The organism is Ruegeria sp. G2, from assembly GCF_056533505.1.
On record NZ_JBQFON010000007.1, the window covers coordinates 202948 to 225479 of the forward strand.

34 protein-coding genes are annotated in these 22532 nt (G+C 55.7%); 1 reads left to right on the top strand and 33 read right to left on the bottom strand.

The window, feature by feature from the left end; translation table 11 throughout:
- Positions 1-2: 2 nt before the first annotated feature.
- From ACR0DU_RS14615 to ACR0DU_RS14775, 33 genes are all read right to left on the bottom strand, one after another.
- Positions 3-1388 (bottom strand): trypsin-like peptidase domain-containing protein, encoded by a 1386-nt coding sequence (locus tag ACR0DU_RS14615; protein ID WP_480875531.1) that lies wholly within the window; start codon positions 1386-1388, stop codon positions 3-5.
- 207 nt (positions 1389-1595) lie between these two features.
- Positions 1596-2015 (bottom strand): 50S ribosomal protein L17, encoded by a 420-nt coding sequence (rplQ, locus tag ACR0DU_RS14620; RefSeq protein WP_010437128.1) that lies wholly within the window; start codon positions 2013-2015, stop codon positions 1596-1598.
- Between the two features lie 118 nt (positions 2016-2133).
- Positions 2134-3150 (bottom strand): DNA-directed RNA polymerase subunit alpha, encoded by a 1017-nt coding sequence (locus ACR0DU_RS14625; protein ID WP_010437127.1) that lies wholly within the window; start codon positions 3148-3150, stop codon positions 2134-2136.
- 114 nt (positions 3151-3264) lie between these two features.
- Complete coding sequence (gene rpsK, locus ACR0DU_RS14630) at positions 3265-3654, bottom strand: 30S ribosomal protein S11 (protein WP_170462414.1); 390 nt, start codon at positions 3652-3654, stop codon at positions 3265-3267.
- A gap of 15 nt (positions 3655-3669) precedes the next feature.
- The gene (rpsM, locus tag ACR0DU_RS14635) at positions 3670-4038 is read right to left on the bottom strand and encodes a 30S ribosomal protein S13 (protein ID WP_008757392.1); all 369 of its coding nucleotides are present in this window, start codon (positions 4036-4038) and stop codon (positions 3670-3672) included.
- Between the two features lie 200 nt (positions 4039-4238).
- Positions 4239-4883 carry an adenylate kinase gene (locus tag ACR0DU_RS14640; protein ID WP_170781602.1) on the bottom strand — a complete coding sequence of 215 codons (645 nt, stop codon included), beginning with the start codon at positions 4881-4883 and terminating at the stop codon, positions 4239-4241.
- Positions 4880-6244 carry a preprotein translocase subunit SecY gene (gene secY / locus ACR0DU_RS14645; protein ID WP_480875535.1) on the bottom strand — a complete coding sequence of 455 codons (1365 nt, stop codon included), beginning with the start codon at positions 6242-6244 and terminating at the stop codon, positions 4880-4882. Before secY ends, ACR0DU_RS14640 begins: the two co-directional genes overlap by 4 nt.
- A 109-nt stretch (positions 6245-6353) precedes the next feature.
- Complete coding sequence (gene rplO / locus ACR0DU_RS14650) at positions 6354-6827, bottom strand: 50S ribosomal protein L15 (RefSeq protein ID WP_010437119.1); 474 nt, start codon at positions 6825-6827, stop codon at positions 6354-6356.
- Positions 6828-7027: 200 nt separating this feature from the next.
- A complete protein-coding gene (locus ACR0DU_RS14655; protein WP_010437116.1) occupies positions 7028-7243 on the bottom strand; it encodes a DUF1127 domain-containing protein in 216 nt (71 codons plus the stop codon).
- A gap of 380 nt (positions 7244-7623) precedes the next feature.
- Positions 7624-8955, bottom strand: coding sequence for a TadE/TadG family type IV pilus assembly protein (locus tag ACR0DU_RS14660; protein WP_480875538.1), 1332 nt, complete (start codon positions 8953-8955; stop codon positions 7624-7626).
- 1 nt (position 8956) lies between these two features.
- Positions 8957-9445, bottom strand: coding sequence for a TadE/TadG family type IV pilus assembly protein (locus ACR0DU_RS14665; protein WP_480875541.1), 489 nt, complete (start codon positions 9443-9445; stop codon positions 8957-8959).
- Between the two features lie 506 nt (positions 9446-9951).
- Positions 9952-11457: an ArnT family glycosyltransferase gene (locus ACR0DU_RS14670; protein ID WP_480875543.1), complete on the bottom strand. Its 1506-nt coding sequence runs from the start codon at positions 11455-11457 to the stop codon at positions 9952-9954.
- 173 nt (positions 11458-11630) lie between these two features.
- Positions 11631-11819, bottom strand: a complete 189-nt coding sequence (gene rpmD / locus ACR0DU_RS14675; RefSeq protein ID WP_008757946.1) for a 50S ribosomal protein L30 — start codon at positions 11817-11819, stop codon at positions 11631-11633.
- A 12-nt stretch (positions 11820-11831) separates the two neighbouring features.
- Positions 11832-12401, bottom strand: a complete 570-nt coding sequence (rpsE, locus tag ACR0DU_RS14680) for a 30S ribosomal protein S5 (RefSeq protein ID WP_010437107.1) — start codon at positions 12399-12401, stop codon at positions 11832-11834.
- Positions 12402-12517: 116 nt separating this feature from the next.
- Positions 12518-12877: a 50S ribosomal protein L18 gene (gene rplR, locus ACR0DU_RS14685; protein WP_010437103.1), complete on the bottom strand. Its 360-nt coding sequence runs from the start codon at positions 12875-12877 to the stop codon at positions 12518-12520.
- A gap of 11 nt (positions 12878-12888) precedes the next feature.
- On the bottom strand, positions 12889-13422 hold the full coding sequence (gene rplF, locus ACR0DU_RS14690; protein WP_319546251.1) for a 50S ribosomal protein L6: 534 nt from the start codon (positions 13420-13422) through the stop codon (positions 12889-12891).
- A gap of 12 nt (positions 13423-13434) precedes the next feature.
- Positions 13435-13827 carry a 30S ribosomal protein S8 gene (rpsH, locus tag ACR0DU_RS14695; RefSeq protein WP_010437099.1) on the bottom strand — a complete coding sequence of 131 codons (393 nt, stop codon included), beginning with the start codon at positions 13825-13827 and terminating at the stop codon, positions 13435-13437.
- A gap of 13 nt (positions 13828-13840) precedes the next feature.
- Complete coding sequence (gene rpsN / locus ACR0DU_RS14700; protein WP_010437098.1) at positions 13841-14146, bottom strand: 30S ribosomal protein S14; 306 nt, start codon at positions 14144-14146, stop codon at positions 13841-13843.
- Between the two features lie 19 nt (positions 14147-14165).
- Positions 14166-14726: a 50S ribosomal protein L5 gene (gene rplE, locus ACR0DU_RS14705; RefSeq protein WP_480875547.1), complete on the bottom strand. Its 561-nt coding sequence runs from the start codon at positions 14724-14726 to the stop codon at positions 14166-14168.
- A complete protein-coding gene (rplX, locus tag ACR0DU_RS14710; RefSeq protein ID WP_010437096.1) occupies positions 14719-15030 on the bottom strand; it encodes a 50S ribosomal protein L24 in 312 nt (103 codons plus the stop codon). The genes rplE and rplX overlap by 8 nt, the downstream gene beginning before the upstream one ends.
- 2 nt (positions 15031-15032) lie before the next feature.
- A complete protein-coding gene (gene rplN / locus ACR0DU_RS14715; protein WP_008757934.1) occupies positions 15033-15401 on the bottom strand; it encodes a 50S ribosomal protein L14 in 369 nt (122 codons plus the stop codon).
- Positions 15402-15476: 75 nt separating this feature from the next.
- Positions 15477-15707 carry a 30S ribosomal protein S17 gene (rpsQ, locus tag ACR0DU_RS14720; protein ID WP_010437084.1) on the bottom strand — a complete coding sequence of 77 codons (231 nt, stop codon included), beginning with the start codon at positions 15705-15707 and terminating at the stop codon, positions 15477-15479.
- 4 nt (positions 15708-15711) lie between these two features.
- Entirely contained in the window at positions 15712-15918 is a 207-nt protein-coding gene (rpmC, locus tag ACR0DU_RS14725) for a 50S ribosomal protein L29 (RefSeq protein WP_010437082.1), read from the bottom strand.
- 193 nt (positions 15919-16111) lie between these two features.
- The gene (locus ACR0DU_RS14730; RefSeq protein WP_480875549.1) at positions 16112-16534 is read right to left on the bottom strand and encodes an ester cyclase; all 423 of its coding nucleotides are present in this window, start codon (positions 16532-16534) and stop codon (positions 16112-16114) included.
- A gap of 194 nt (positions 16535-16728) precedes the next feature.
- Positions 16729-16935 carry a cold-shock protein gene (locus ACR0DU_RS14735; protein WP_010437077.1) on the bottom strand — a complete coding sequence of 69 codons (207 nt, stop codon included), beginning with the start codon at positions 16933-16935 and terminating at the stop codon, positions 16729-16731.
- A 217-nt stretch (positions 16936-17152) separates the two neighbouring features.
- Positions 17153-17773 (bottom strand): 2OG-Fe(II) oxygenase family protein, encoded by a 621-nt coding sequence (locus ACR0DU_RS14740; RefSeq protein WP_480875551.1) that lies wholly within the window; start codon positions 17771-17773, stop codon positions 17153-17155.
- A gap of 40 nt (positions 17774-17813) precedes the next feature.
- The gene (locus ACR0DU_RS14745; RefSeq protein WP_480875553.1) at positions 17814-18362 is read right to left on the bottom strand and encodes an amino acid synthesis family protein; all 549 of its coding nucleotides are present in this window, start codon (positions 18360-18362) and stop codon (positions 17814-17816) included.
- Positions 18363-18522: 160 nt separating this feature from the next.
- Positions 18523-18936: a 50S ribosomal protein L16 gene (gene rplP, locus ACR0DU_RS14750; RefSeq protein ID WP_010437070.1), complete on the bottom strand. Its 414-nt coding sequence runs from the start codon at positions 18934-18936 to the stop codon at positions 18523-18525.
- A 12-nt stretch (positions 18937-18948) separates the two neighbouring features.
- Positions 18949-19659 carry a 30S ribosomal protein S3 gene (gene rpsC / locus ACR0DU_RS14755; protein WP_010437060.1) on the bottom strand — a complete coding sequence of 237 codons (711 nt, stop codon included), beginning with the start codon at positions 19657-19659 and terminating at the stop codon, positions 18949-18951.
- Complete coding sequence (gene rplV, locus ACR0DU_RS14760; protein ID WP_008756532.1) at positions 19659-20039, bottom strand: 50S ribosomal protein L22; 381 nt, start codon at positions 20037-20039, stop codon at positions 19659-19661. The genes rpsC and rplV overlap by 1 nt, the downstream gene beginning before the upstream one ends.
- A gap of 3 nt (positions 20040-20042) precedes the next feature.
- Positions 20043-20321, bottom strand: a complete 279-nt coding sequence (gene rpsS, locus ACR0DU_RS14765) for a 30S ribosomal protein S19 (RefSeq protein WP_010437056.1) — start codon at positions 20319-20321, stop codon at positions 20043-20045.
- Positions 20322-20324: 3 nt separating this feature from the next.
- Positions 20325-21167, bottom strand: coding sequence for a 50S ribosomal protein L2 (gene rplB / locus ACR0DU_RS14770; protein ID WP_008757664.1), 843 nt, complete (start codon positions 21165-21167; stop codon positions 20325-20327).
- A gap of 237 nt (positions 21168-21404) precedes the next feature.
- Positions 21405-21986 carry a YceI family protein gene (locus tag ACR0DU_RS14775; protein WP_480457151.1) on the bottom strand — a complete coding sequence of 194 codons (582 nt, stop codon included), beginning with the start codon at positions 21984-21986 and terminating at the stop codon, positions 21405-21407.
- Positions 21987-22135: 149 nt separating this feature from the next.
- Here ACR0DU_RS14775 and ACR0DU_RS14780 point away from each other — a divergent pair, with 149 nt between their 5' ends.
- Positions 22136-22531 carry a MarR family winged helix-turn-helix transcriptional regulator gene (locus ACR0DU_RS14780; protein WP_238528742.1) on the top strand — a complete coding sequence of 132 codons (396 nt, stop codon included), beginning with the start codon at positions 22136-22138 and terminating at the stop codon, positions 22529-22531.
- Position 22532 lies beyond the last annotated feature (1 nt).

The following is a 22532-nucleotide window of genomic DNA, read 5'->3' on the forward strand; positions in this document are numbered from 1 at the left end:
GATCACATCCGGAACCGCAATGAGATTGTCCGCCCACCGCGTTCAATTTGAACCTGAACCCGGCGACCCGGGTCGGTCAGAACCTGAACAACATCTTCTGGCACGTCAATCTTGCCGCCGTTTATAACCTCAAGCACATCCCCTGCACGCAAGCCCGCCCGCGCGCCGTATTGTCCGGGATCGACGACAACAACACCTGTTTGAGACAGCTTCAATCCGAGGCGCACAATGACCGCCGGATTGACCCCGGAGACTATAAGCCCCGGCAGCGCGGTATCCTCGCCCAAAATCGTCTCGTTCGCGGCAGGCGTTTCGGGCGCTCGGATCAATGCAACTTCGATATCAGCACGCTCCTCACCCCGTAGCCGTGTCAGCACGGATTTGCCGCCCACCCCGGCAACCACCATGCGAAACTTCATCTCGGCTGGAGAATTCACCTCATCCCCATCCACATGCGTGACTACATCGCCTACCCGCAAGCCCGCTTCGGCCAGCGGACTAAGCGCATGAAGGTCCGACACCACAACGCCCATCGGGATGACCAATCCTAAAGACTCGGCAATATCCGCGCTCATGCGCTGACCGGCCATACCGGCCCAAGGGCTGACGAAGCTTTCATTCCCTGCCCGCGCCTGACGTAGAAATTCCGCCACCAAATTCGCCGGAATTGCAAATCCAATACCGTTTGACCCTCCCGACCGGGTCAGAATCGAAGTATTGATGCCGATCAAATCCCCATTCACATCGATCAGTGCACCACCGGAATTACCGGGATTGATCGCCGCATCGGTTTGGATGAAATATCCACGTGCATTACCGGTGGCTGTACCGGTCCGCGCCAATCCCGAGATTATCCCTGAAGACACAGTTTGCCCTACCCCAAACGGGTTCCCGATCGCAAGCGCCAGTTCACCTACTTCTACATGATCGGAGTCGCGCAGATGCAGAAAAGGTAGCTCGCCCGCCTCCTCCAACCGCAGGATGGCAATGTCGCTTTCCTTATCGCCCAGCACAACCTTGGCCGAATACTCACGACGGTCCGTGGTCACCACCCGTATCTCTGTGGCTGTCCCAACCACGTGATAATTGGACACAACATAGCCGTCTTCCGACAAAACGACGCCCGATCCGAGCGAGTTCTGAATACGTTGACGGGGCTCCCCAAACCCCCGACCAAAGAAGTCCTGAAAGAACGGGTCTGAGAACAGCGAATTGGTTCGACCTTCCCGTATAATCTTGGCATAGATATTTACCACTGCCGGGGCAGCTTTCCGAACTACCGGGGCAAAACCCAGTCCAATCTCGGCCTGTGATTGGGGCACTCGCGTTTCAGCTGAGGCAGTCGCAGCCACCACCATCAGGCTTATCACTAGAATACTGCGGATCATGTGACCTCCAATCAGGAATGATCGAAGATATGCGAAGCCCGCGCCATGAATGCAAGAGCCGATGAACTGTGCGACCGCGACTAGCTTAGTCGACACACTGCAGGCATAGGCGTGGCCGACAATTCCCGTATCTGAACCTCAAAACAGAAAAACCTCCGCACGGTTGCCCGAGCGGAGGTTTATTTCCGACCAAATGGTCAGAATTTATTATTCGTCTGCAGCCTCTTCAGCAGCAACGCGGGCTTTGTCAGCCGCGCCTTTAGCGTCGACGTCACGATCAACGAATTCGATGATCGCCATCGGAGCCATGTCGCCATAGCGGAAACCCGCTTTCAAGATGCGGACATAACCGCCCTGACGTTCGGCATAGCGGGGGCCAAGAACCTCGAACAGCTTTGCGACGTCTTTGTCTTCTTTCAGCTGCGAAGCGGCCTGACGACGGGCGTGAAGATCACCGCGCTTGCCCAGAGTGACCAGCTTTTCGATGATCGGGCGCAGTTCTTTTGCCTTCGGCAGAGTTGTTTTGATTTGCTCATGCTCGATGAGCGAGCCAGCCATGTTTGCAAACAGAGCCTTGCGGTGCTCATGAGTACGGTTCAGGCGGCGGTAACCACGTGCGTGACGCATTTTCTAGTTCCTTCTTTCGCGTTTTGCTTTGTCTGGCCGGCGATGCGTGTCACCGGCTCTCCTTGGGGCGGAAGTGCCCATATAGTCCCCGGCAACCCGGGCATTGGGGAAGACGCGCTTAGAACGCGTCTTCGAATTTCTTCGCCAGATCTTCGATGTTGTCGGGCGGCCAGTCCTCGACATCCATGCCAAGGTGCAGACCCATGCCGGACAGCACTTCCTTGATCTCGTTCAGCGACTTGCGGCCGAAGTTCGGAGTGCGCAGCATCTCGGCTTCGGTCTTCTGGATCAGATCGCCGATGTAAACGATGTTGTCGTTCTTCAGGCAGTTTGCCGAACGGACAGACAGTTCCAGCTCGTCCACTTTCTTCAGCAGCAGCGGGTTGAACTCCAGACCATCGTCTTCGTCCTGGCGGCCAGCCGATTCCGGCTCGTCGAAGTTCACGAAAATTGACAGCTGATCCTGCAGGATGCGTGCGGCGAAGGCCAGCGCGTCTTCCGGCGTGATCGAACCGTCGGTGTCGATCTTCAGGGTCAGCTTGTCATAGTCCAGAACCTGACCTTCGCGGGTCGGCTGAACGTCATAGGCAACCTTTTTGACCGGCGAATAGATCGCGTCGATCGGGATCAGGCCGATGGGCGCGTCTTCGGGCTTGTTCTTCTCAGCCGAGACGTAACCCTTGCCGGTGTTGACGGTCAGTTCCATGAACAGGTCGGCGCCATCGTCCAGGTGGCAGATGACGTGATCGCGGTTCAGAACCTCGATACCGGCGCTTTCGCTGATGTCGCCTGCGGTGACAACGGCGGGGCCTTTGGCATTGATCGACAGGCGCTTGGGGCCTTCGACTTCCATGCGCAGGGATACGCCCTTGAGGTTCAGGATAATGTCGGTGACGTCTTCACGCACGCCCGCGACCGAGGAGAACTCGTGCAGGACGTTGTCGATCTGAACGCTGGTGATGGCCGCGCCTTGCAGCGAGCTCATCAGAACGCGACGCAGCGCGTTGCCCAGAGTCAAACCGAAACCACGCTCCAGCGGCTCAGCAACCAGGGTTGCCTGACGCGCAGGGTCGTTGCCCGGCTTGCCGTCAAGCTGGGTCGGCTTGATCAATTCTGCCCAATTCTTATGGATCATGTAATCCCTCCATTCCTGTCCGCGCCCCATGACCAACAAGGTGCAGACGCCCGAGGTTCAAAATGACGTGCTGGGGCCGTGCAAAAACACAGCCCCAGCCTAATTCAAAATCGCTTAGACGCGACGACGCTTCGGCGGACGGCAGCCGTTGTGAGCAATCGGTGTCACGTCGCGGATCGACGTGATGTTGAAGCCCACCGCAGCCAGCGCGCGCAGCGCCGATTCACGACCCGAACCGGGGCCCTGAACTTCGACTTCCAGCGTCTTGACGCCATGTTCCTGCGCCTTCTTGCCTGCGTCTTCCGCAGCCATCTGAGCGGCGTAGGGTGTCGATTTCCGCGATCCCTTGAAGCCCATGGTGCCGGCAGACGACCACGAAATGGCGTTGCCCTGTACGTCCGAGATCAGGATCTTGGTGTTGTTGAAGGTCGAGTTCACATGGGCAACGCCCGATGCGATGTTCTTGCGCTCTTTGCGCTTGATGCGAGTCTTATCGCGTGCCATCGGTCAGACCCTCCCTTATTTCTTCTTACCGGCAATGGCCTTTGCGGGGCCTTTGCGAGTACGAGCATTGGTGTGGGTACGCTGACCGCGAACCGGCAGGTTGCGGCGGTGACGCAGACCGCGATAGCAGCCCAGGTCCATCAGACGCTTGACGTTCATCTGAACTTCACGACGCAGGTCACCTTCAACGGTGAAGTTCGCATCGATGTGCTCGCGGATGGCCAGAACTTCGGCGTCGGACAGTTCGTTGACGCGACGGTGCGCTTCAATGCCTACGGCTTCGCAGATCGCTTTGGCCGAGGTGTTTCCGATACCGGTGATATATGTGAGGGCGATTGGTACCCGCTTTGCAGTCGGGATGTTTACGCCGGCAATACGTGCCACGTGTCACTTTCCTTTTTGTTGCGGTTCCGTAACTCCGGAACCTTTTTTCACAACACTTGACCGTGGCAGTGACGCCAGAGGGTCCAGTATTATTCGAGGTGGTCGGGGCATTGGGGACGAATCCCCCATGCGATCTTGATTCCCCTTAGGGATGGGGGTCGATATGGGCTTTTGGCGGTGCCGTCAAGCCCATATTAATATCAGCCAAGAACCGCCTCAATCGAAGCGGTGACTTCCTTGATATCCGCCAGCCCATTCACCGGGCGCAGATCGCCTTTGGCGTAGTAATAGCCAATCAGCGGAGATGTCTTCTTATAGTATTCCATCAAGCGCGTGCGCAGGCTGTCTTCGTTGTCGTCCGCACGACGGACGAAGTCATTTTCCTTGCCGCAATTGGTGCATTTGCCATCCGCAGGAATCGGCTTGGTGTTGTCGTTGTAGACCTCACCACATCCGCCGCAGGTTGATCGCGCCGTGATCCGGTCCACCAGCGCGTCATCGTCCACGCGCATCTCGATCACCGTATGCAGTGACTGGCCCAGCTTGGTTAGCAGAGCCGATAGGGCATCGGCCTGTGCCAGCGTCCGAGGGAAGCCGTCAAAGATGAAACCAGCACCTTTTTCGGTGGTCAGTTTCTCTTCGATCAGGCCGATCACGATCTCGTCGGTGACCAGCTTGCCCGAGTCCATGATCGCAGCAACCTTCTGGCCCATTTCCGTGCCCGAGGTTTTGGCCTCGCGCAGCATGTCTCCGGTGCTCAGCTGCACCATACCGCGGGTTTCAACCAGGTGACGCGCCTGCGTTCCTTTGCCTGCCCCCGGGGGGCCGAGAAGAATGATGTTCATCGACGAGCAGCTCCCTTTCTGCCGCGTTTCTTGCTTTTGCCGCGCAGCTGGGACTTTTCAATCAGCCCTTCGTATTGATGCGCCAGCAGGTGGCTCTGGACTTGTTGGATCGTGTCCATGGTCACAGAGACGATAATCAGAACCGAGGTGCCGCCGAAATAGAACGGGATAGCAAACTGGCCCCGCAGGATTTCAGGCAGCAGACAAACGGCCGCCAGATAGGCCGAACCCAGAACCAGCACGCGGTTGACCACGTATTCCAGATATTCGGCGGTCTTCTTGCCGGGACGGATACCCGGCACAAAACCGTTCTGCTTTTTCAGGTTGTCCGCCACGTCGTCCGGCTTGAACGAAACGTTGAACGTGTAGAAATAGGCGAAGAACACGATCATCGAAGCGAAGAACAGCAGATAAAGCGGCTGTCCGGGGCCGAAGTTGGCCAGCAGCCACGACATGACCGGGCCATTTGTGGCACCCGACGAGAAAGTCGAGATCGTCACCGGGAGCAGCAGCAGCGAGCTTGCAAAAATCGCCGGGATCACGCCCGCCGGGTTCACTTTGACCGGCAGATGGCTGGAGCCGCCTTCATAGACTTTCATACCGGCCTGACGGCGCGGGTATTGGATGTGGATCTTGCGCAGGGCCCGCTCCATGAACACCACGAATGTAATCACCGCGATGACCATGATGATCACACCCACGATCACGGCAGGGCTGATCGCGCCGCTGCGGCCCGAAGCAAAGAACTGCGCCAGAGCAGCCGGGACCTCGGCGATAATGCCGACGAAGATGATCAGAGAAATACCATTGCCGATGCCGCGTGCAGTGATCTGCTCACCTAGCCACATCAGGAACATGGTGCCGCCGACCAGAGTGATCATGGTCGACATACGGAAGAACAGGCCCGGATCGGTTGCCAGATCGCCCGATTCCAGCGAAACGGCCAGACCATAAGCCTGAACGGTGGCCAGAGCCACGGTGCCGAAACGGGTGTATTGGTTGATCTTCTTGCGTCCCTGCTCGCCCTCTTTCTTGAGTTGCTCAAGTGCGGGAACCATCGATGTCAGCAGCTGTACGATGATCGAGGCCGAAATGTAGGGCATGATGCCGAGGGCAAAGATACCCATCCGCCCCAGCGCCCCGCCGGTGAACATCGAAATCATGCCGCCGATGCCCTGCCCCGCCTGCTCCATGAACTCGCGCAGGGCTGCACCGTCAATGCCAGGCACCGGAATGAAGGTGCCCAGACGATAGACGATCAGCAATGCAAGCGTGAACAGGATGCGGTTGCGCAGATCGGTGGCTTTACCAAGGGCAGCCCAGCTTGTGTTGGCTGCCATTTGCTCTGCTGCTGATACCATAAATCGGTCTCTCTTATGAAAACACCGCCCGGAACCGTTTTCCGGCTCGGGCGGCGTCTTGGAAAACTCTGTGGTCTATGTAAGCGGGTCTTGGCCCGCTCACAAGCGCTTACTCTGCCGCAGCCGCTTTTGTGACCGTAAGTGAGCCGCCCGCTTTCTCAACCGCCTCAACAGCAGCTTTCGACGCACCGGTTACTTCCAAGTTCACTTTGGCGCTGATCTCGCCTTTGGCCAGAACGCGGACACCGTCCAGCTTGCGACGAACCAGACCGGAGGCAACCAGCGCATCCTCGGTGATCGCAGCTTTGGCGTCCAGCTTGCCGGCGTCGACGAATTTCTGGATCAGGCCCAGATTGATAACGGCGAATTCCTTGCGGTTCGGCTTGTTGAAGCCACGCTTGGGCAGGCGCTGGTACAGCGGCATCTGGCCGCCTTCGTAGCCATTGATGGCCACACCCGAACGGGATTTCTGGCCTTTGATACCACGGCCACCCATTTTACCTTTGCCGGAACCGGGACCACGGCCAACGCGGGTGCGTTTCGGTGCGGCGCCTGGGTTGTCGCGCAATTCGTGCAGTTTCATATCGCTTCTCCTTAGCCGGATGTGACCCCCGAAGCGTGATGGGCCAACCACGGCATTTTTTGGTTTTGATTCTCGTGGATGGAAATCCACCGGAGCGCTCTACAGCGTTGCACGCTCAGTTGCAAGTATTGTTCAATCACATCCCCAATACCAAAAGAGGCGCCATATTGGCGCCTCTTCAACGGTGAGTGGTTGGGGTGTTACCCGCAGTAGGCATGCTCGCGCGCGATATCCGCGATATCGCAGCGACGAATACCGATATCATCCAGTTCGCGGTTGGTCAGACGCTGAAGCTCGGTATAGGTGCGGTTGTATTCGGTCGCTCGGGCGCGGTTTTCTTTTACGCGCTCGATGAAGTTCGCAATACGGGTGCTCAGGTTGAAGCCGCCATGTGTCAGTGTAGCTGTATGTGCCATATCTTTATTCCTTTCGAATGTCGGGGCGTATTCCCCGATGTCACTTGATTTGTTCCTTCATTGGACAAGGGGGAGATAGGCGCGCTCGATACCGCTAACAACGCGCGTTTTGGTCTAGCCGGTATGCAAAAACTGAATGGCGGGACGAGTTTGATACTTATTGCGCAATTTGGCTGCCATTTGTTGCGCTCACAGCACCGGTTCGCATTAGCCGTCGTCTACAGACAATGCGAGCTGCCATCTTTGTTCTGCGACCTTAATGTCAGGGCTTAAATGTCGGGGCTTGGTTACGAAAATACTGTACACAATTCGCACCCGTCGAAATGTGATTGAGCCCAGACTGAATATCCTAATTGCGATCCATTCCTGGGCTTGTATCTTTATCTTACGAGACGCGGCCCATACTCGGCATATTCTTCCCAAATGGGGGTGGTATCACACACTCTCATCTCTGCTTCCGAGGTGCCGGTAATAGAACCCAAAGACTTCATGGTAATGCCTTCGATCTTCTTGGCTCTGGCATGAAAATAGATGTCACCCTCTGTCCAGACTGTTCCACCATAGGAAGAAAAGTTTGCGTTGGCATAAAACCCGCCCATACTGATAATGCTGGCTTCGCCGCCCGGCGCGCAGTCGTCATCCTTGCCCATCTGTAATGCTGAATGCGAATAGACAGATTGTGCGGACGTGTTGGTTGTGGCAATCGTTGCATCCCCCAACACAACGTTCGAGGAAAACTCGATTTTGCAATCGGTTACCATCGAGAAGTTCTCATAAGTACCCGACTTGAACGTAATAGTGCCACCTGAGCATGAATGCTTGTAGGCCTTTCCGGAAGTGATATCTTCAGGGCGTATCTCCATTACAGAAATCGTATCTTCCGCCACTTCGGTAACGGTCGAAGGCGTAAACGCACTGGTGCCTGTCGTCAATTCGTCGATGATCGTAGGAATTTGGCTAAGTGAGGAAAAATCGTACCAACCTTCGGTCCGTGCATGTTCAAGGTTTGCGTTTGTCGCAAAGCCTGAATCAGGAAGACGAAGATCTTCGGCATGAGGCATCGAGACCTTGGCACCCATGATATTTGCATCATAGTTGTCCGGCGTGAAATAGTTATTCGACCTCAGACTGACATATTGGTTGGAATGCATACAAAAGCCCGGCCCATAGAAGTTCTGAGAATCAACTGTAAGGGGGCCTTGAGCCAAGAGACCTTGATACGAACATGGCTTGAGCTTCATGGCATAGATTGCTTCGCTAGCCACATCAAAGCTGTCAAAACCAATTATAGACAAAATGAAGTTCAGAGTTGGATTGCCTCGGTCCTGCGTCATTCCCGCATAGACGTGCACGGCTTCGGTCGCGACGGGCGATGATACAAAAGTGCGCTTATCAAAATCCCAAGTTCCAAATGTGAAATCGGCTGATCTTACCGCAGTATCCATATTTGTTCTGGGCAACATCTTCGTCAGTACGGCAATGCCCTCTGCCCTTGCGTCCGTGGCACTCTTGGTCTGACGCGCCAACAACGCCGCATGAGCGGAAGAATCCGCCGCGTTCTGCAGCCTTTGATTATCGGCTTGGCGCTTTTGGAAATCGATCGCTAACCCCCCCAAGACCACCAATATAATGCAAAAGTACAGAGACAGAATTGTGGCCGATCCGTCTTCGTCACTCAGGAAAAAACTGGCGAGATATTCAGAGAGTTTCATCTCAAAACTCCACGAGATGGTTGCTTGTTACGTCGATCTCAACTCCGCTGAATGTATTGCGTAAGAACTGCATTGGCATCAGATCAACTGCTGGAACTTGCACTGATGCAGTCGCCATCTTGAAAGATTTTGACACATCAACGGTGACATTGGCACCTAGGTGCGAGAGCTGGTTCGATAAATCGAGTTCTGCTTCTGCATCGTCGCGGTAAAGACCCAGTGAGTGCTCTCTCGATACCGTTTGGACAACGCGCAAAATTAATGATTCCTGCACAAAAACCATCGAGACATTTAAGGCGAAAATCATCAAGAAAAAGAACATCGGAATCCAGATCATAGCCTCTACAGTGAAAGAGCCAGACTCGCAGTTCCAGAAGTTCGACACGCGCCGCTTCGAGTTAGAAAGTATTTTTTCGTGCAGTTTTGACGTTGAACAACTTTTTACACTAGCTACTTCACAAACTGCACCTTGGTTTGCAGTTTCAGCCATTTCTCGGTCCCTTCTCAACAAAGGCTCATTGGTCGAATCGTCTTCAACCCTGACTTGCAGAGTGAGTTTGGCCCAAAGCTATTAAACACCATTTGAACACACCGTTCATATTCAATTAACATTGAGTGTTTTTCGTGCACAATTAACCGTGTTCATCAAAGTTTTCTGCTTAAAACGCTTGATTTCCTAAGGTTATCGAAGTTCCAAGAAATCTCTTTTTTTATCGGTTCGCCCAGTGAATTATTAGTCTGGCGACCTTGGAGCGCACTCAATCCACTTGGCAGGAACTGACCGAGGCGTACACAGAATAGATGTCAATCAAACTATGGTTCCGATGAGGTGTAACCGTCATCATCATCGGTATTAGTCGTGCGCGGTGCTTCGGTGTGTGGGCTAACTAGGTGTACTCACGCCACGGGCAGACGATCCGAGAGCAACTCGGCCTGCAAAGAGATGGTGCACAGGCAAACAGCGCAGGTGCCGAATGTATTGGCCGATATGCCTTATCATTCGGAAATTGCCTGGCGATAACGGGAAGCCGTCCAAATATGAAAGCCGCCGCCCACAGGTTCGGTTGTTACACCCTCGAAATGCGGACTGAGCAGGTCGATCTCAGATTTCAGACACAGGCCACGTATCCGCCCGCCCTTGTATTTGCGCATGTCGCGTGAAAGCGAGTCCACTCCGCGCAGATAGATATGCTGCCCCGGTCCGGCCTTGGGCGCATGAACGTGCACCGCGCCACGGGGGAAGTTCCGATTTTCGAGCCTGCAGAAGATTGCCGTCTCACCAGATTCAAAGCTGTCGTTTAATTGCCCAAGGATCTCGGCGATAGGCATGCCGTAGTCCCGCGACTTCGATTGCGCCAGAACCTCGACCGGTCGCAGCGGACCGCCCAGTGCAACAACAATCAGAACCGCTGCAATGCATCCGATTACAGGGCGTCGGCAGATGTAGAAGATCAACCATGCCGCGCCGACGCACAACAAAGGCAAAATCGTGAGTGTATAGCGGTCATACACGCTGTCTTGGGCAAGGATCATGATCAAAACAAACAGGACCGCGATCGAGGACATGGCGAAATAGGCCGATGTCCTATAGATGAACGGAATCATCAGTAGACCTGCTAGACCGGCCAGCCGTATCACGGGCTCGTCATACAGGATCAGCGTGTCGAAACCGGAGATGGTTCTAGACACGAACTCCAGGTTTTCGGGGATGAAGCGGTTGATCATCTCACCCTCGATCGACCCGCTGAGCCTATCCTGCCCCCAATATTTTGCATGCTGGAAAATCTGCCAGATGAACCCAAGGAAAAATGCAGCGAGAACCGAGTACTGAAAACGTCGATTCCGGGCGATGTCTCGCAGTTTGTCCCCATGGAACCGCGAGGTCAGCGCCACACCAATCAGAGCGATAAGCAGAAACCCCAACGGTGTCGGACCCTTCTGCAAACCGGCCAGAAAAACAGTAATCGGGAATGTCGGCCAATAGCGTGGGTTCTTGAGCGACAAGAACAACGACAATACACCAAGCGTTACAAAAAAAACCGCACCCGCATCCAGCATCGCCGAGGTTGAATATTGCCAGAATTGATCGGATGTGGACAACAGCAACACCGAGATCGGCATCAGCCAAACTTGACGCGGAAACATAACATACGCGAGCGCTGCGGTGGCTATCATCGCTCCGGCTGCAAAGATCAGAGAGGGTATGCGCAGCGCGATCAGATCGGTCAGACCTGCCTGGATCAGGCCCGCGGACATCCAATATTGCAGGGGCGGCTTTTCGAGTGAGGGTTTGCCAAGGCTGTAAACTGTAAACCAGTCCTGAAACGCCGCAAAACCCAGGGTTCGGTCATGGGTATAAAACTCGTCATAGCGCCAAAGATCCCCGCCGCCGAGGTTCTGCGCGTGCCAGTACGCCGCGGTGATGACGATGCAGATACAGGCCAGCACCGCATAGCCAAACCCGTTTTGAAATTTACTGCTCTTGAGCTCAATCTGCGTCATTTTTTCAAAATCAATGTTACTTTTGGGATTCACGGGTCTCTGCGCCAGTTCAGCGCAACCCGTGGGATTGATGATACGAAAAACCCAGAACCAGTTCGATGGTAAGGTGGCCGGAATATAAAAAACGCCCCCGATCCGGTCGGGGGCGTTCTTATTCTACAACGAAATCGCGCTTAGCCGCGCTCTTCGATGATCTCAACCAGATGCGGGATCTTGTTGACCATGCCGCGGACCGAAGGTGTGTCTTCCAGCTCGCGGGTTTTGTGCATTTTGTTCAGGCCCAGACCGATCAGGGTTGCGCGCTGTTCGGCGGGGCGGCGGATCGGGGAGCCGATCTGCTTGACGACGATGGTTTTTGCCATGGGTCGCTCTCCTTATGCTTCTGCTTCAGCAGCAGCTGGTGCTTCTTCCCGCTTGGGCAGGATGTCAGCAACCTTTTTGCCACGACGTGCGGCAACCGAACGCGGGCTCTGCTCTTTCTGCAGGCCGTTGATGGTGGCGCGGATCATGTTGTACGGGTTCTGCGAGCCCAGCGACTTGGACACAACGTCCTTGACGCCCAGCATTTCGAACACGGCACGCATCGGACCACCGGCGATGATACCGGTACCTTCAGGTGCGGTCCGCATGACCACTTTACCAGCGCCGTGACGGCCCTCAATGTCGTGGTGCAGAGTACGACCTTCGCGTAGTTGCACGCGGATCATCTGACGCTTGGCTTGCTCGGTCGCCTTACGGATGGCCTCGGGTACTTCTTTCGCTTTACCCTTACCAAAGCCGACACGGCCTTTCTGATCGCCGACAACCACCAGAGCGGCGAAGCCAAAGCGCTTACCACCTTTTACGGTTTTCGACACGCGGTTGATTGCGACCAGACGATCTGCAAATTCCGGTGCTTCTTCACGGTCGCGGCCACGGCCCCGACGGTTTTCACGTTCTGCCATTTGGCATCCCTTTTCTCATGTGGCGCTTACGGCGCCGTTTTCTTCAATCCAAGTGAGCCCCGACTATTGCCGAGGCCCCCGGATCATCGGGGCGGATCGAAACCCGCCCGCAGGTCTTAGATCTTCAGACCACCTTCACGCGCGGCGTCGGCAACTGCCTTCACCTTGCCATGGAACAGGAAGCCACCACGATCGAAATAGGCCTCTTCGACGCCTGCCTTCTTGGCACGCTCTGCGATGGCCGCGCCGACTTTGGTCGCCGCTTCGACGTTGTTCTTGCCGACAACACCCAGATCTTTTTCCAGGGTCGAGGCTGAGGCCAGGGTCACGCCACGCACGTCGTCGATCAGCTGAACAGAGATGTTCTTGTTCGAACGGTGTACGGACAGACGCGGACGACCCGCGTTGACCTTGCGAAGTTTGTTCCGAACGCGCAGGCGGCGCTTCAGAAACAGGGTTCTTTTGCTGTTTGCCATTGTTTGCGTCCTTACTTCTTCTTGCCTTCCTTGCGGAAGATGAACTCGCCCTTGTAGCGGATGCCCTTGCCTTTGTACGGCTCGGGACGGCGCCATTCGCGGATTTTGGCCGCGACTTCGCCCACCAGCTGCTGGTCGATACCTTCCACAACGATCTCGGTCTGCTTCGGCGCGGTGATGGTGACACCTTCCGGAGCAGTGAAATCAACATCGTGGCTGTAACCGAGGTTCAGCTTCAGGGTGTTGCCCTGCATCTGAGCCCGGTAACCAACACCCTGGATCTCCAGCTCTTTTTTGAAGCCGTTTGTCACGCCTTCAACAAGATTGGCAACCATAGTGCGGCTCATGCCCCACTGTTGGCGCGCGCGCTTGGACATCCCACGAGGGTTGATCTGCACAACGTTGTCTTCGACCGACAGCGTTACGTCATCGGTTGCGGTGAAGCTACGGGTGCCTTTCGGACCTTTCACTTCGATGGTCTGACCCGACACAGAGGCGGAAACGCCGCTGGGCAGCTCGACCGGTTTTTTACCAATACGAGACATTGACAGACCTCCTTAGAAGACGGTGCAGAGCACTTCGCCGCCAACATTGTTGGAGCGAGCGTTTGCGTCCGACATCACACCTTTCGGAGTGCTGACAATCGACACGCCCAGACCCTGACGGACCTGCGGGATGTCATTGACGCCCATGTATACGCGACGACCGGGTTTTGAGACCCGCTTCAGTTCGCGAATAACAGGGGTGCCTTCGTAGTATTTCAGGCTGATTTCGATGGCCGGATGACCGTTTTCACCGGTCGTCGCTTCGTAGCCACGGATGTAACCTTCGTCCGCCAGCACGTCCAGAACCCAACCGCGCAGCTTGGAAGCCGGGGTGGAAACGGTGGACTTGCCGCGCATTTGCGCGTTGCGGATACGGGTGAGCATATCGCCGATAGGATCATTCATATCTATGTCTCCCTTACCAGCTCGATTTCACCATGCCGGGGATCTGACCAGCAGAACCCAGCTCGCGCAGCGCGATACGGCTGACCTTCAGCTTACGGTAGTAAGCGTGAGGACGACCGGTCAGCTGACAACGGTTGTGCAGACGGGTAGCCGAGCTGTTGCGCGGCAGTTTCGCCAGTTTCAGACGCGCTTTGAAACGCTCTTCCATCGGCTTGCTTTCGTCATTCGCGATTTCTTTCAGCTCGGCACGCTTTGCGGCATATTTGGCCACCAGGCGTTCGCGCTTCTTTTCGCGTTCGATCATTGCTTTCTTAGCCATGTCTCAATCCTCCCGGCGCTTACGCGTTGAACGGCATGTTGAACGCTTTCAACAATGCCTTTGCTTCAGCGTCGGTTTTCGCTGTGGTGGCAATTACGATATCCAGGCCCCAGACCTCGTCGACCTTGTCGAAGTCGATTTCCGGGAACACGATGTGCTCTTTCATGCCCATGGCAAAGTTGCCACGACCATCGAAAGACGGCTTCACACCGCGGAAGTCACGAACGCGAGGCATCGCGATGGTGATCAGACGATCCAGGAATTCGTACATCCGGTCACCGCGCAGGGTCACTTTCGCACCCAGCGGCATGTCTTCACGGACGCGGAAACCCGCGATTGACTTCTTCGCCTTGGTTGCAACGGCCTGCTGGCCAGCAATCGCAGTCAGATCTTCAACAGCAGCTTTCGCTTTTTTCGAGTCTTTGACGGCCTCAGCACCACAACCGATGTTCAGAACGATTTTTTCCAGCTTGGGCAGCTGCATATCGTTCTTGTAGCCGAACTCTTCTTTCAGAGCGGCACGGATTGTATCAGCGTACTGAGCTTTCAGACGCGGGGTGTAGGTTGCGTTATCAAGCATCGATCACGTCCCCTGTGGTCTTGGCGAAGCGCACCTTCTTGTCGCCTTCCATGCGGAAGCCAACGCGGGTCGCTTTGCCGTTTTTGTCCAGCAGTGCCAGGTTCGACAGCTCGATCGGGTTTGCCTGAGGCAGGCGACCACCTTGCGAGGTTTGCGACTGACGGGTGTGGCGGATGGCGATGTTGATGCCATCGACAACAGCTTTACCGGCTTTCGGGTCAACCGAGGTGATAGTCCCCTCTTTGCCCTTGTCCTTGCCAGCCAGCACGACGACCTTGTCGCCTTTGCGGAGTTTAGCAGCCATGATTACAGCACCTCCGGAGCCAGCGAGATGATTTTCATGAAGTTCTTGCCGCGCAGTTCGCGAACAACGGGGCCAAAGATACGGGTACCGACTGGCTCGTTGTTGTTGTTCAGGATGACGGCGGCGTTGCGATCGAAACGGATCGCGGTGCCGTCTTCGCGACGGACTTCTTTGGCGGTGCGTACGACGACGGCCTTGCGGACGTCACCTTTCTTTACGCGGCCGCGCGGGATGGCTTCCTTCACCGAGACGACAATTATGTCGCCTACGGAGGCGTATTTACGCTTGGAACCACCCAGGACCTTGATGCACTGAACTCGGCGTGCGCCGGAGTTGTCAGCGACATCCAGATTGGTCTGCATCTGGATCATGTGGTTTCTCCCGACCTGTGGGGGCTGGTCTCGTTAAATCCCCCAGGGTTTCGACAAATGAAAAGTCCTGGGGGCTTACGCCTCCAGAACCTCCCAACGTTTCGTCTTCGATTTCGGTGCGCATTCGATGATGCGAACTGAGTCACCGACCTTGAAGGCGTTCTTTTCATCGTGAGCCCGGTATTTCTTGGACTTACGGATGGTTTTCTTCAGAACCGGATGCGTAAAGCGGCGCTCGACGGATACGGTTACGGTCTGTTCGTTGGCGTCGCTGGTCACGGTGCCTTGCAGGATACGCTTGGGCATCTGATTACTCCTCGGATGCCGCAGCAGCGGCCTTTTCGTTCAGAATGGTTTTGACACGGGCAGCATTGCGGCGGGCCGCTTTGATGCCGGCTGTGTTTTCCAGCTGACCGGTTGCCTGTTGAAAGCGCAGGTTAAAGCTTTCTTTCTTCAGGTTGGCCAGTTCCTCGCGGAGCTGGTCCGGGGTCTTGTCACGCAGTTCTTGGGCGTTCATCGCCTTTTTCCTTTGCTCAAAACACCAGAAGGCCCCGTACACGGGTCACCTTTGACCTGGTGGATGAAAGATAAACATGCGAATCTCCCGACTCAGCCGGGTGATTGCAGGATGCCGCTCTATAGGGGTTTAGGGGGTGGGTGGCAAGGGAAAGTTTCTGAAGGGAGTATGTTCGTGGAAATCCACGCAATTCTCACATTAGACCCAGATGTCGAACGATCGTCGCACTGTCATAATAATCGCGCCCCTCTACGACCATACCGTTCCTTACCCGCATAACAGAACAATAACGCACTTCGTATCGCTTACCTGTGGGTTCAAAAACTCCCAAACTGGAGTGCAGGATGCCAGTGTGCGTACCCTTGTTGTGAAATTCAACGATGGCCCATTCACCGCAATCACTAACGATAACATTGTCAATTATGCACTCTCCATCCGGGAATGCCTTGCGCCAACGCGCGTAGTCTTCTTTGTACGCAAGCTTTCCTACTTGGCTTTCTCCACGGGCTACATCCTCAAATTTACATTCATCGGAAATAACCTGTGCACCACGTTCAGGGTCTCGCATGCCCCAGCTTTCATGGAATTGGCGAACCACCCGCTCTGCTTCTTTCATACTGGATACCTCCGTTATCCACGCAGGATACAGGATTGGAAATGAGCTGGCTTCTGGTTTCTCACATTGAGATTTGACGGATTCTGCCAACGAAGTTTCGTACCCCGTCCAGAATTGTTTCATGTAGCTTGGAAACGCAAAACGCGGCCCCGTTTCCACGAGACCGCGTCTTCAACCGTCTAAGTCTGAGTGACTTACGCCAGAGCGATGTTCACAGCCGACTCGCGACCGTCACGGCCGGGCTCGATGTCGAATGTTACTTTCTGGTCGTCGGCCAGGCCGGTCAGACCCGAGCGCTCGACAGCAGAGATGTGTACAAAAACGTCTTTGCCACCAGTCTCAGGTGCGATGAAGCCAAAACCTTTAGTTGTGTTGAACCATTTTACGGTGCCATTGGCCATATCCGTAGTCTCCTAACAAATTGCTGTCCGCAGGATTGCGACAGCGCGGCGTGGTCGGTCTGGATCGAGAGACTGAACGCCGAATATCGGGAGACAGTGGTCGAAAAAGAAAAACGTAAGCGTGCCTCACATGGGTCATGTTCGGTCGCATTGCAAGGCTAATCGACAGATCAATGTGAATCGTGGTTGATCAGGGCTCTGACAGATTGCTGCGCCATCACTCCCACTTATAATTGAAACTCACCGAAATCCGCTCATCCTCGGCCATGTTCATCGGCACTTCGTGGCGCAGCCAGCTTTCCCATAGCAGAACGTCGCCCACCTGAGGCTTCATGTAAATGAACGGCTGCAAATCCCGCCGCCCGCCTTTCAACCGTGTCGGTGCGGCCATCATACGGCCAGAACGCGGATCTTCGAGCTTCAACGCACTCGCCCCTTCAGGCATCGCCACATAAGTCGTGCCCGAGATCACGCTGTGCGGGTGCAAGTGGCTGGAATGCATGCCGCCTTCGGTCAGGATGTTGATCCAGAGGTCTTCCAACTTAAGCTCTCCCTCGCCCAGATCGAACTCCAGATCCTTGGCAAAGGCGGCGACGTGCTGATCCAGCGCCGTAACCAGATCAGCGAAGATCGGAAAGCGCCAAGGCAGATCGGTCAGCGAGGCATAACTGGTGTAACCGGGATAGCCGTTTTCCTCGCACCATTCCTGCCCGGCCTCATCATCTTCGGCGATGACAAGGCAAGAGCTTTCCAGTTCCTCAGCGTCGATCTTGGGATCGAACTCGGACAGGGACGCGCGGTAGAGACGGGTAACGAAGAGTGATTCAATCTGTGCCATGGGCCGGGAATACCCCAGCCCTTTCGGCAAGACCAGACGCTTAGCTTTTGATGGGCCCTTTGCCACAGCGCGGGATCGGGCGACCGCCATCGGCATAGGCGAGGCACAGCACGATCTCATCCGGTTTCGGCGCGTCTGGAACGTTTAGCGTCATCGTGTCGAAATGATCGAACGACCACGGATTGTCCTTATGCCCCAGCGGCAGATCAATCGCGCAACCCGGCGCGCCCAGCTTGGCGTTCGAGGGGATCACCGCCTCACCACCGCCGACCGCCGCGCGCATGGGTGCGCCGAGCTTGGGGTGGATCACCGCCCCGCCTTGCTCGAGGTCGCCGTTCATGCCGACGATCGCTGCCTTGCCATATGACACCGGCGCACCGTCCATTTGCGAGAGCGCATCAGCCGCAAGATCATGGCCCAGAAGGGCTCCGATCTCAAACAGCTCGGAAAGATCATCCGAGAAGCGTCCGGCCAGAGGGTTCTGTATCACCGCTAACGCGGCAACCCGACTGATCGGCTCACATGGCTGGCCCAGCTGGTCGGTGGTTATGACTTCTTTGATGAACACCTTTTTGCGTAGCTGCACCATATGCCCCCCTCATTCCTATTGGGCAGCCTAAGGGCCTCGCGGGTTGAGGTCGACTTTTTTCGCGACCTGCATCATCAAAAGCGGTCGAGCCAAAAGAAATCCCCCGCCGGTGTCCCGACGGGGGTCGATTTTGTCACGAGCGGAGTTGCCCCCGGATCGCTTACCAGTCTTCGCGGATCACAACGCGGGTCTTGATCGGCAGCTTCATCGCAGCCAGGCGCAGGGCCTCGCGGGCGATGTCGTCATTGACGCCGTCGATCTCGAACATCACGCGGCCAGGCTTGACCTTGCATGCCCAGCGGTCGACCGAACCTTTACCTTTACCCATACGAACTTCGATCGGCTTTGCAGTAACCGGAGTGTCGGGGAAGATGCGGATCCAGACACGACCCTGACGCTTCATGTGACGCGTCATGGCACGACGTGCAGCTTCGATCTGGCGTGCGGTTACACGCTCAGGCTCAAGAGCTTTCAGGCCGTAGGTGCCAAAGTTCAGATCAGAGCCGCCTTTGGCGAGACCCTTGATCCGGCCTTTGTGCATCTTGCGGAATTTAGTACGCTTTGGTTGAAGCATATCTTTCCCTCCTTAGCGACGACCGCCACCAGCACCACGAGGTGCAGGGCCGTCCTGGAGTTCCTGTGCTTTACGGTCACGTGCCTGCGGATCGTGCTCCATGATCTCACCTTTGAAGATCCAGACCTTGATCCCGATGATCCCGTAGGGGGTCATCGCTTCGGCATGTGCGTAATCGATGTCGGCGCGCAGGGTGTGCAGAGGCACGCGGCCTTCGCGATACCACTCGGTCCGTGCGATTTCAGCGCCGCCCAGACGACCAGCGACGTTCACCCGGATGCCCAGGGCGCCCATACGCATGGCGTTCTGAACCGACCGCTTCATCGCGCGGCGGAACGAGACGCGGCGCTCCAGCTGCTGAGCGATGGACTCGGCAACCAGCTGCGCGTCAAGCTCGGGCTTGCGCACTTCGACGATGTTCAGGTGCAGTTCGCTGTCGGTCATCAGCGCGATTTTCTTACGCAGAACTTCAATGTCCGCGCCTTTCTTGCCGATGATGACACCCGGACGTGCGGTGTGGATCGTAACGCGGCACTTTTTGTGCGGACGTTCGATGATCACACGGGCAACACCGGCCTGCTTGCACTCTTTGTTGATGAACTCGCGGATTTTCAGATCTTCCAACAGAAGATCACCGTAGTCCTTGGTATCTGCGTACCAACGGCTGTCCCAGGTGCGGTTGACCTGCAGGCGCATGCCGATCGGATTGACTTTATGACCCATTAGGCTTGCTCCTCAACTTGACGCACCTTGATGGTGATCTCCGAGAACGGCTTCAGGATTTTCCCGAAACGGCCACGGGCCCGCGGGCGACCGCGCTTCATGACCAGGTTCTTGCCAACCCAGGCTTCGGCGACGATCAACTCGTCGACATCCAGGTTGTGGTTGTTCTCGGCGTTGGCGATTGCAGACTGCAGGCACTTCTTGACGTCCTGCGCGACACGCTTGTTCGAGAAAGTGAGATCGGTCAGAGCCTTCTCAACTTTCTTGCCGCGGATCATCTGCGCAACCAAGTTCAGTTTCTGCGGGCTGGTACGGAGCATGCGCGTTTTCGCCATTGCTTCGTTTTCGGCCACGCGGCGGGGGTTCTTTTCCTTGCCCATGACTTACTTCCGCTTCGCTTTTTTGTCTGCGGCGTGACCGTAATAGGTACGAGTCGGCGAATACTCACCGAACTTCTGACCGATCATGTCTTCCGAGACGTTGACGGGGATATGCTTATGGCCGTTGTACACACCAAAGGTCAGACCCACGAACTGGGGCAGAATGGTGGAACGACGCGACCAAATCTTGATGACTTCGTTGCGGCCCGACTCGCGCGCTGCTTCGGCTTTTTTCAGCACGTAAGCATCGACGAAAGGACCCTTCCAAACAGAGCGAGACATGAATTAACGTCCCTTCTTCTTGGCGTGCCGCGAGCGGATGATCAGCTTCTGGGACGCTTTGTTCTTGTTACGGGTACGCTTACCCTTGGTGTCCTTACCCCACGGTGTAACCGGTGTACGGCCACCCGAGGTACGACCTTCACCACCACCGTGCGGGTGATCGATCGGGTTCATTGCAACACCACGAACCGACGGACGAACGCCCTTGTGGCGCATACGACCGGCTTTACCGAGGTTCTGGTTCGAGTTGTCAGGGTTGGACACGGCACCGACGGTGGCCATGCATTCCTGACGGACCATGCGCAGCTCGCCCGAGCTCAGACGGATCTGAGCGTAGCCGCCATCGCGACCAACGAACTGAGCGTAAGTACCGGCCGCACGTGCGATCTGACCGCCTTTACCAGGCTTCATCTCGATGTTGTGGACGATGGTACCAATGGGCATGCCCGAGAACGGCATTGCGTTGCCCGGCTTGATGTCAGCCTTGGCGGATGCCACGACTTTATCACCAACAGCCAGACGCTGCGGAGCCAGGATATATGCCTGCTCACCGTCTTCGTATTTTACCAGTGCGATGAATGCGGTCCGGTTCGGGTCATATTCGATCCGTTCGACGGTTGCCGCGACATCAAATTTATTCCGTTTGAAGTCAACGATCCGGTAGAGACGCTTTGCGCCACCGCCGCGGCGGCGTGAAGTGATCCGTCCGGTGTTGTTCCGGCCGCCCGATTTGGTCAAACCCTCAGTGAGAGACTTGACCGGACGTCCTTTCCAAAGCTCCGAACGGTCGATCAGCACCAGCCCGCGCTGGCCCGGCGTCGTCGGCTTGTACGACTTGAGTGCCATGCTTTCTGTCTTCCGTTTAGCAAGTGCAGGGGGTTTCCCCGCTATGTGATAGGCCCCCGTAGGTGCCAAGGGTATAGGGCCCCGAAGGTCCCCAGTTACAAATATCAGAAGCCCCGGAACGAATCCGAGGCCGCAAGATTGGGAGCGTTTAGCAGTGTTGGGGGTAGGTGTCTACACCTTCATCCAAGATTGCATAATCTTTCTTTTTTGATCCTTGCAATACGGCTGGCGTTGGTTTTAGCCATCTGCCTTCATCTCGGTATCGATCATGATTGTGATCGGCCCTGTTGAGAATGGTCCAACACCGAATTCCGTATGATCGATCTCACCCGTTGCCGAAAAGGCCACCCAATCACCCGCGTAATATTCGATGGCGCTGCCCAGCGGGTGCTCGCCCTGATGGGTCAGCGTTGCCTTCAGGGTCACGGGCTTGGTCACGCCGTGGATGGTCAGGTCTCCCGTTACATCTGCCGTGCTATCTCCGGTGCGCTTGATTTCGGTGCTGACGAATGTGATCTCGGGATAGGTTTCGACCTCGAAGAAATCAGCCGACTTAAGGTGATCATCCAAAGGCCCAAACCCTGAAGCCAGGCTGTTGGTGTCAATCGTCACGTTCAGCGTCGAGGCCTCCACATCGTCGGCATTCAGGTCCAGCACACCGTCTACTTTGGTGAACTCGCCATGCTGGTTCGAGACACCTGCGTGGCTCCAACCAAACCTGACTTCGGTATGCCCCTGATCGGTTTTATAAGTCTGCGCAAAGGTCGGTGTTACAACAACGGTCAAGGCAGCGGCGGCAATCATAGACTTAAAGGTCATATTCGTATTCCTTTCATCCGATGGGCACTGGAATGTAGATGAATTTTCATCTAATTAAGTCAGACCAAGACTGCAATCAGAAACAAGGCAAACACGAAGTTGTGAAGAACGATCTGCCAACAGAATTTGAGACAGAAATCTGGGTCGCAATGAATCGGGCTACCAGGCGCATCCAGTCTGACATCGGCGCGGCGCTAAAGGATGCCGGGTTTCCACCTTTAAAATGGTACGATGTGCTTTGGTCACTTGAACGGCACGGGGGTCAGTTGCGTCCGTATGAGCTTGCTCAGGATACCATATTCGAACAGTCGAACCTGTCCCATCTGAGCAAACGGCTCATGGCGGAGGGATTGTTGGAGTTCATTGAATCTGATAGTGATAGACGTGGAAAAGTTCTGAAAGTTACCGGAAAGGGACGGGATTTACGAAAACGCATGTGGTCCATCTATGGCCCTATGCTGCACGAAAGATTACGCGCCTTTGGCAAGGTCGACGGATGGCGGACATTCATCGAAGCGGAACAGGATCAAGCCGGTCCAGACTGAA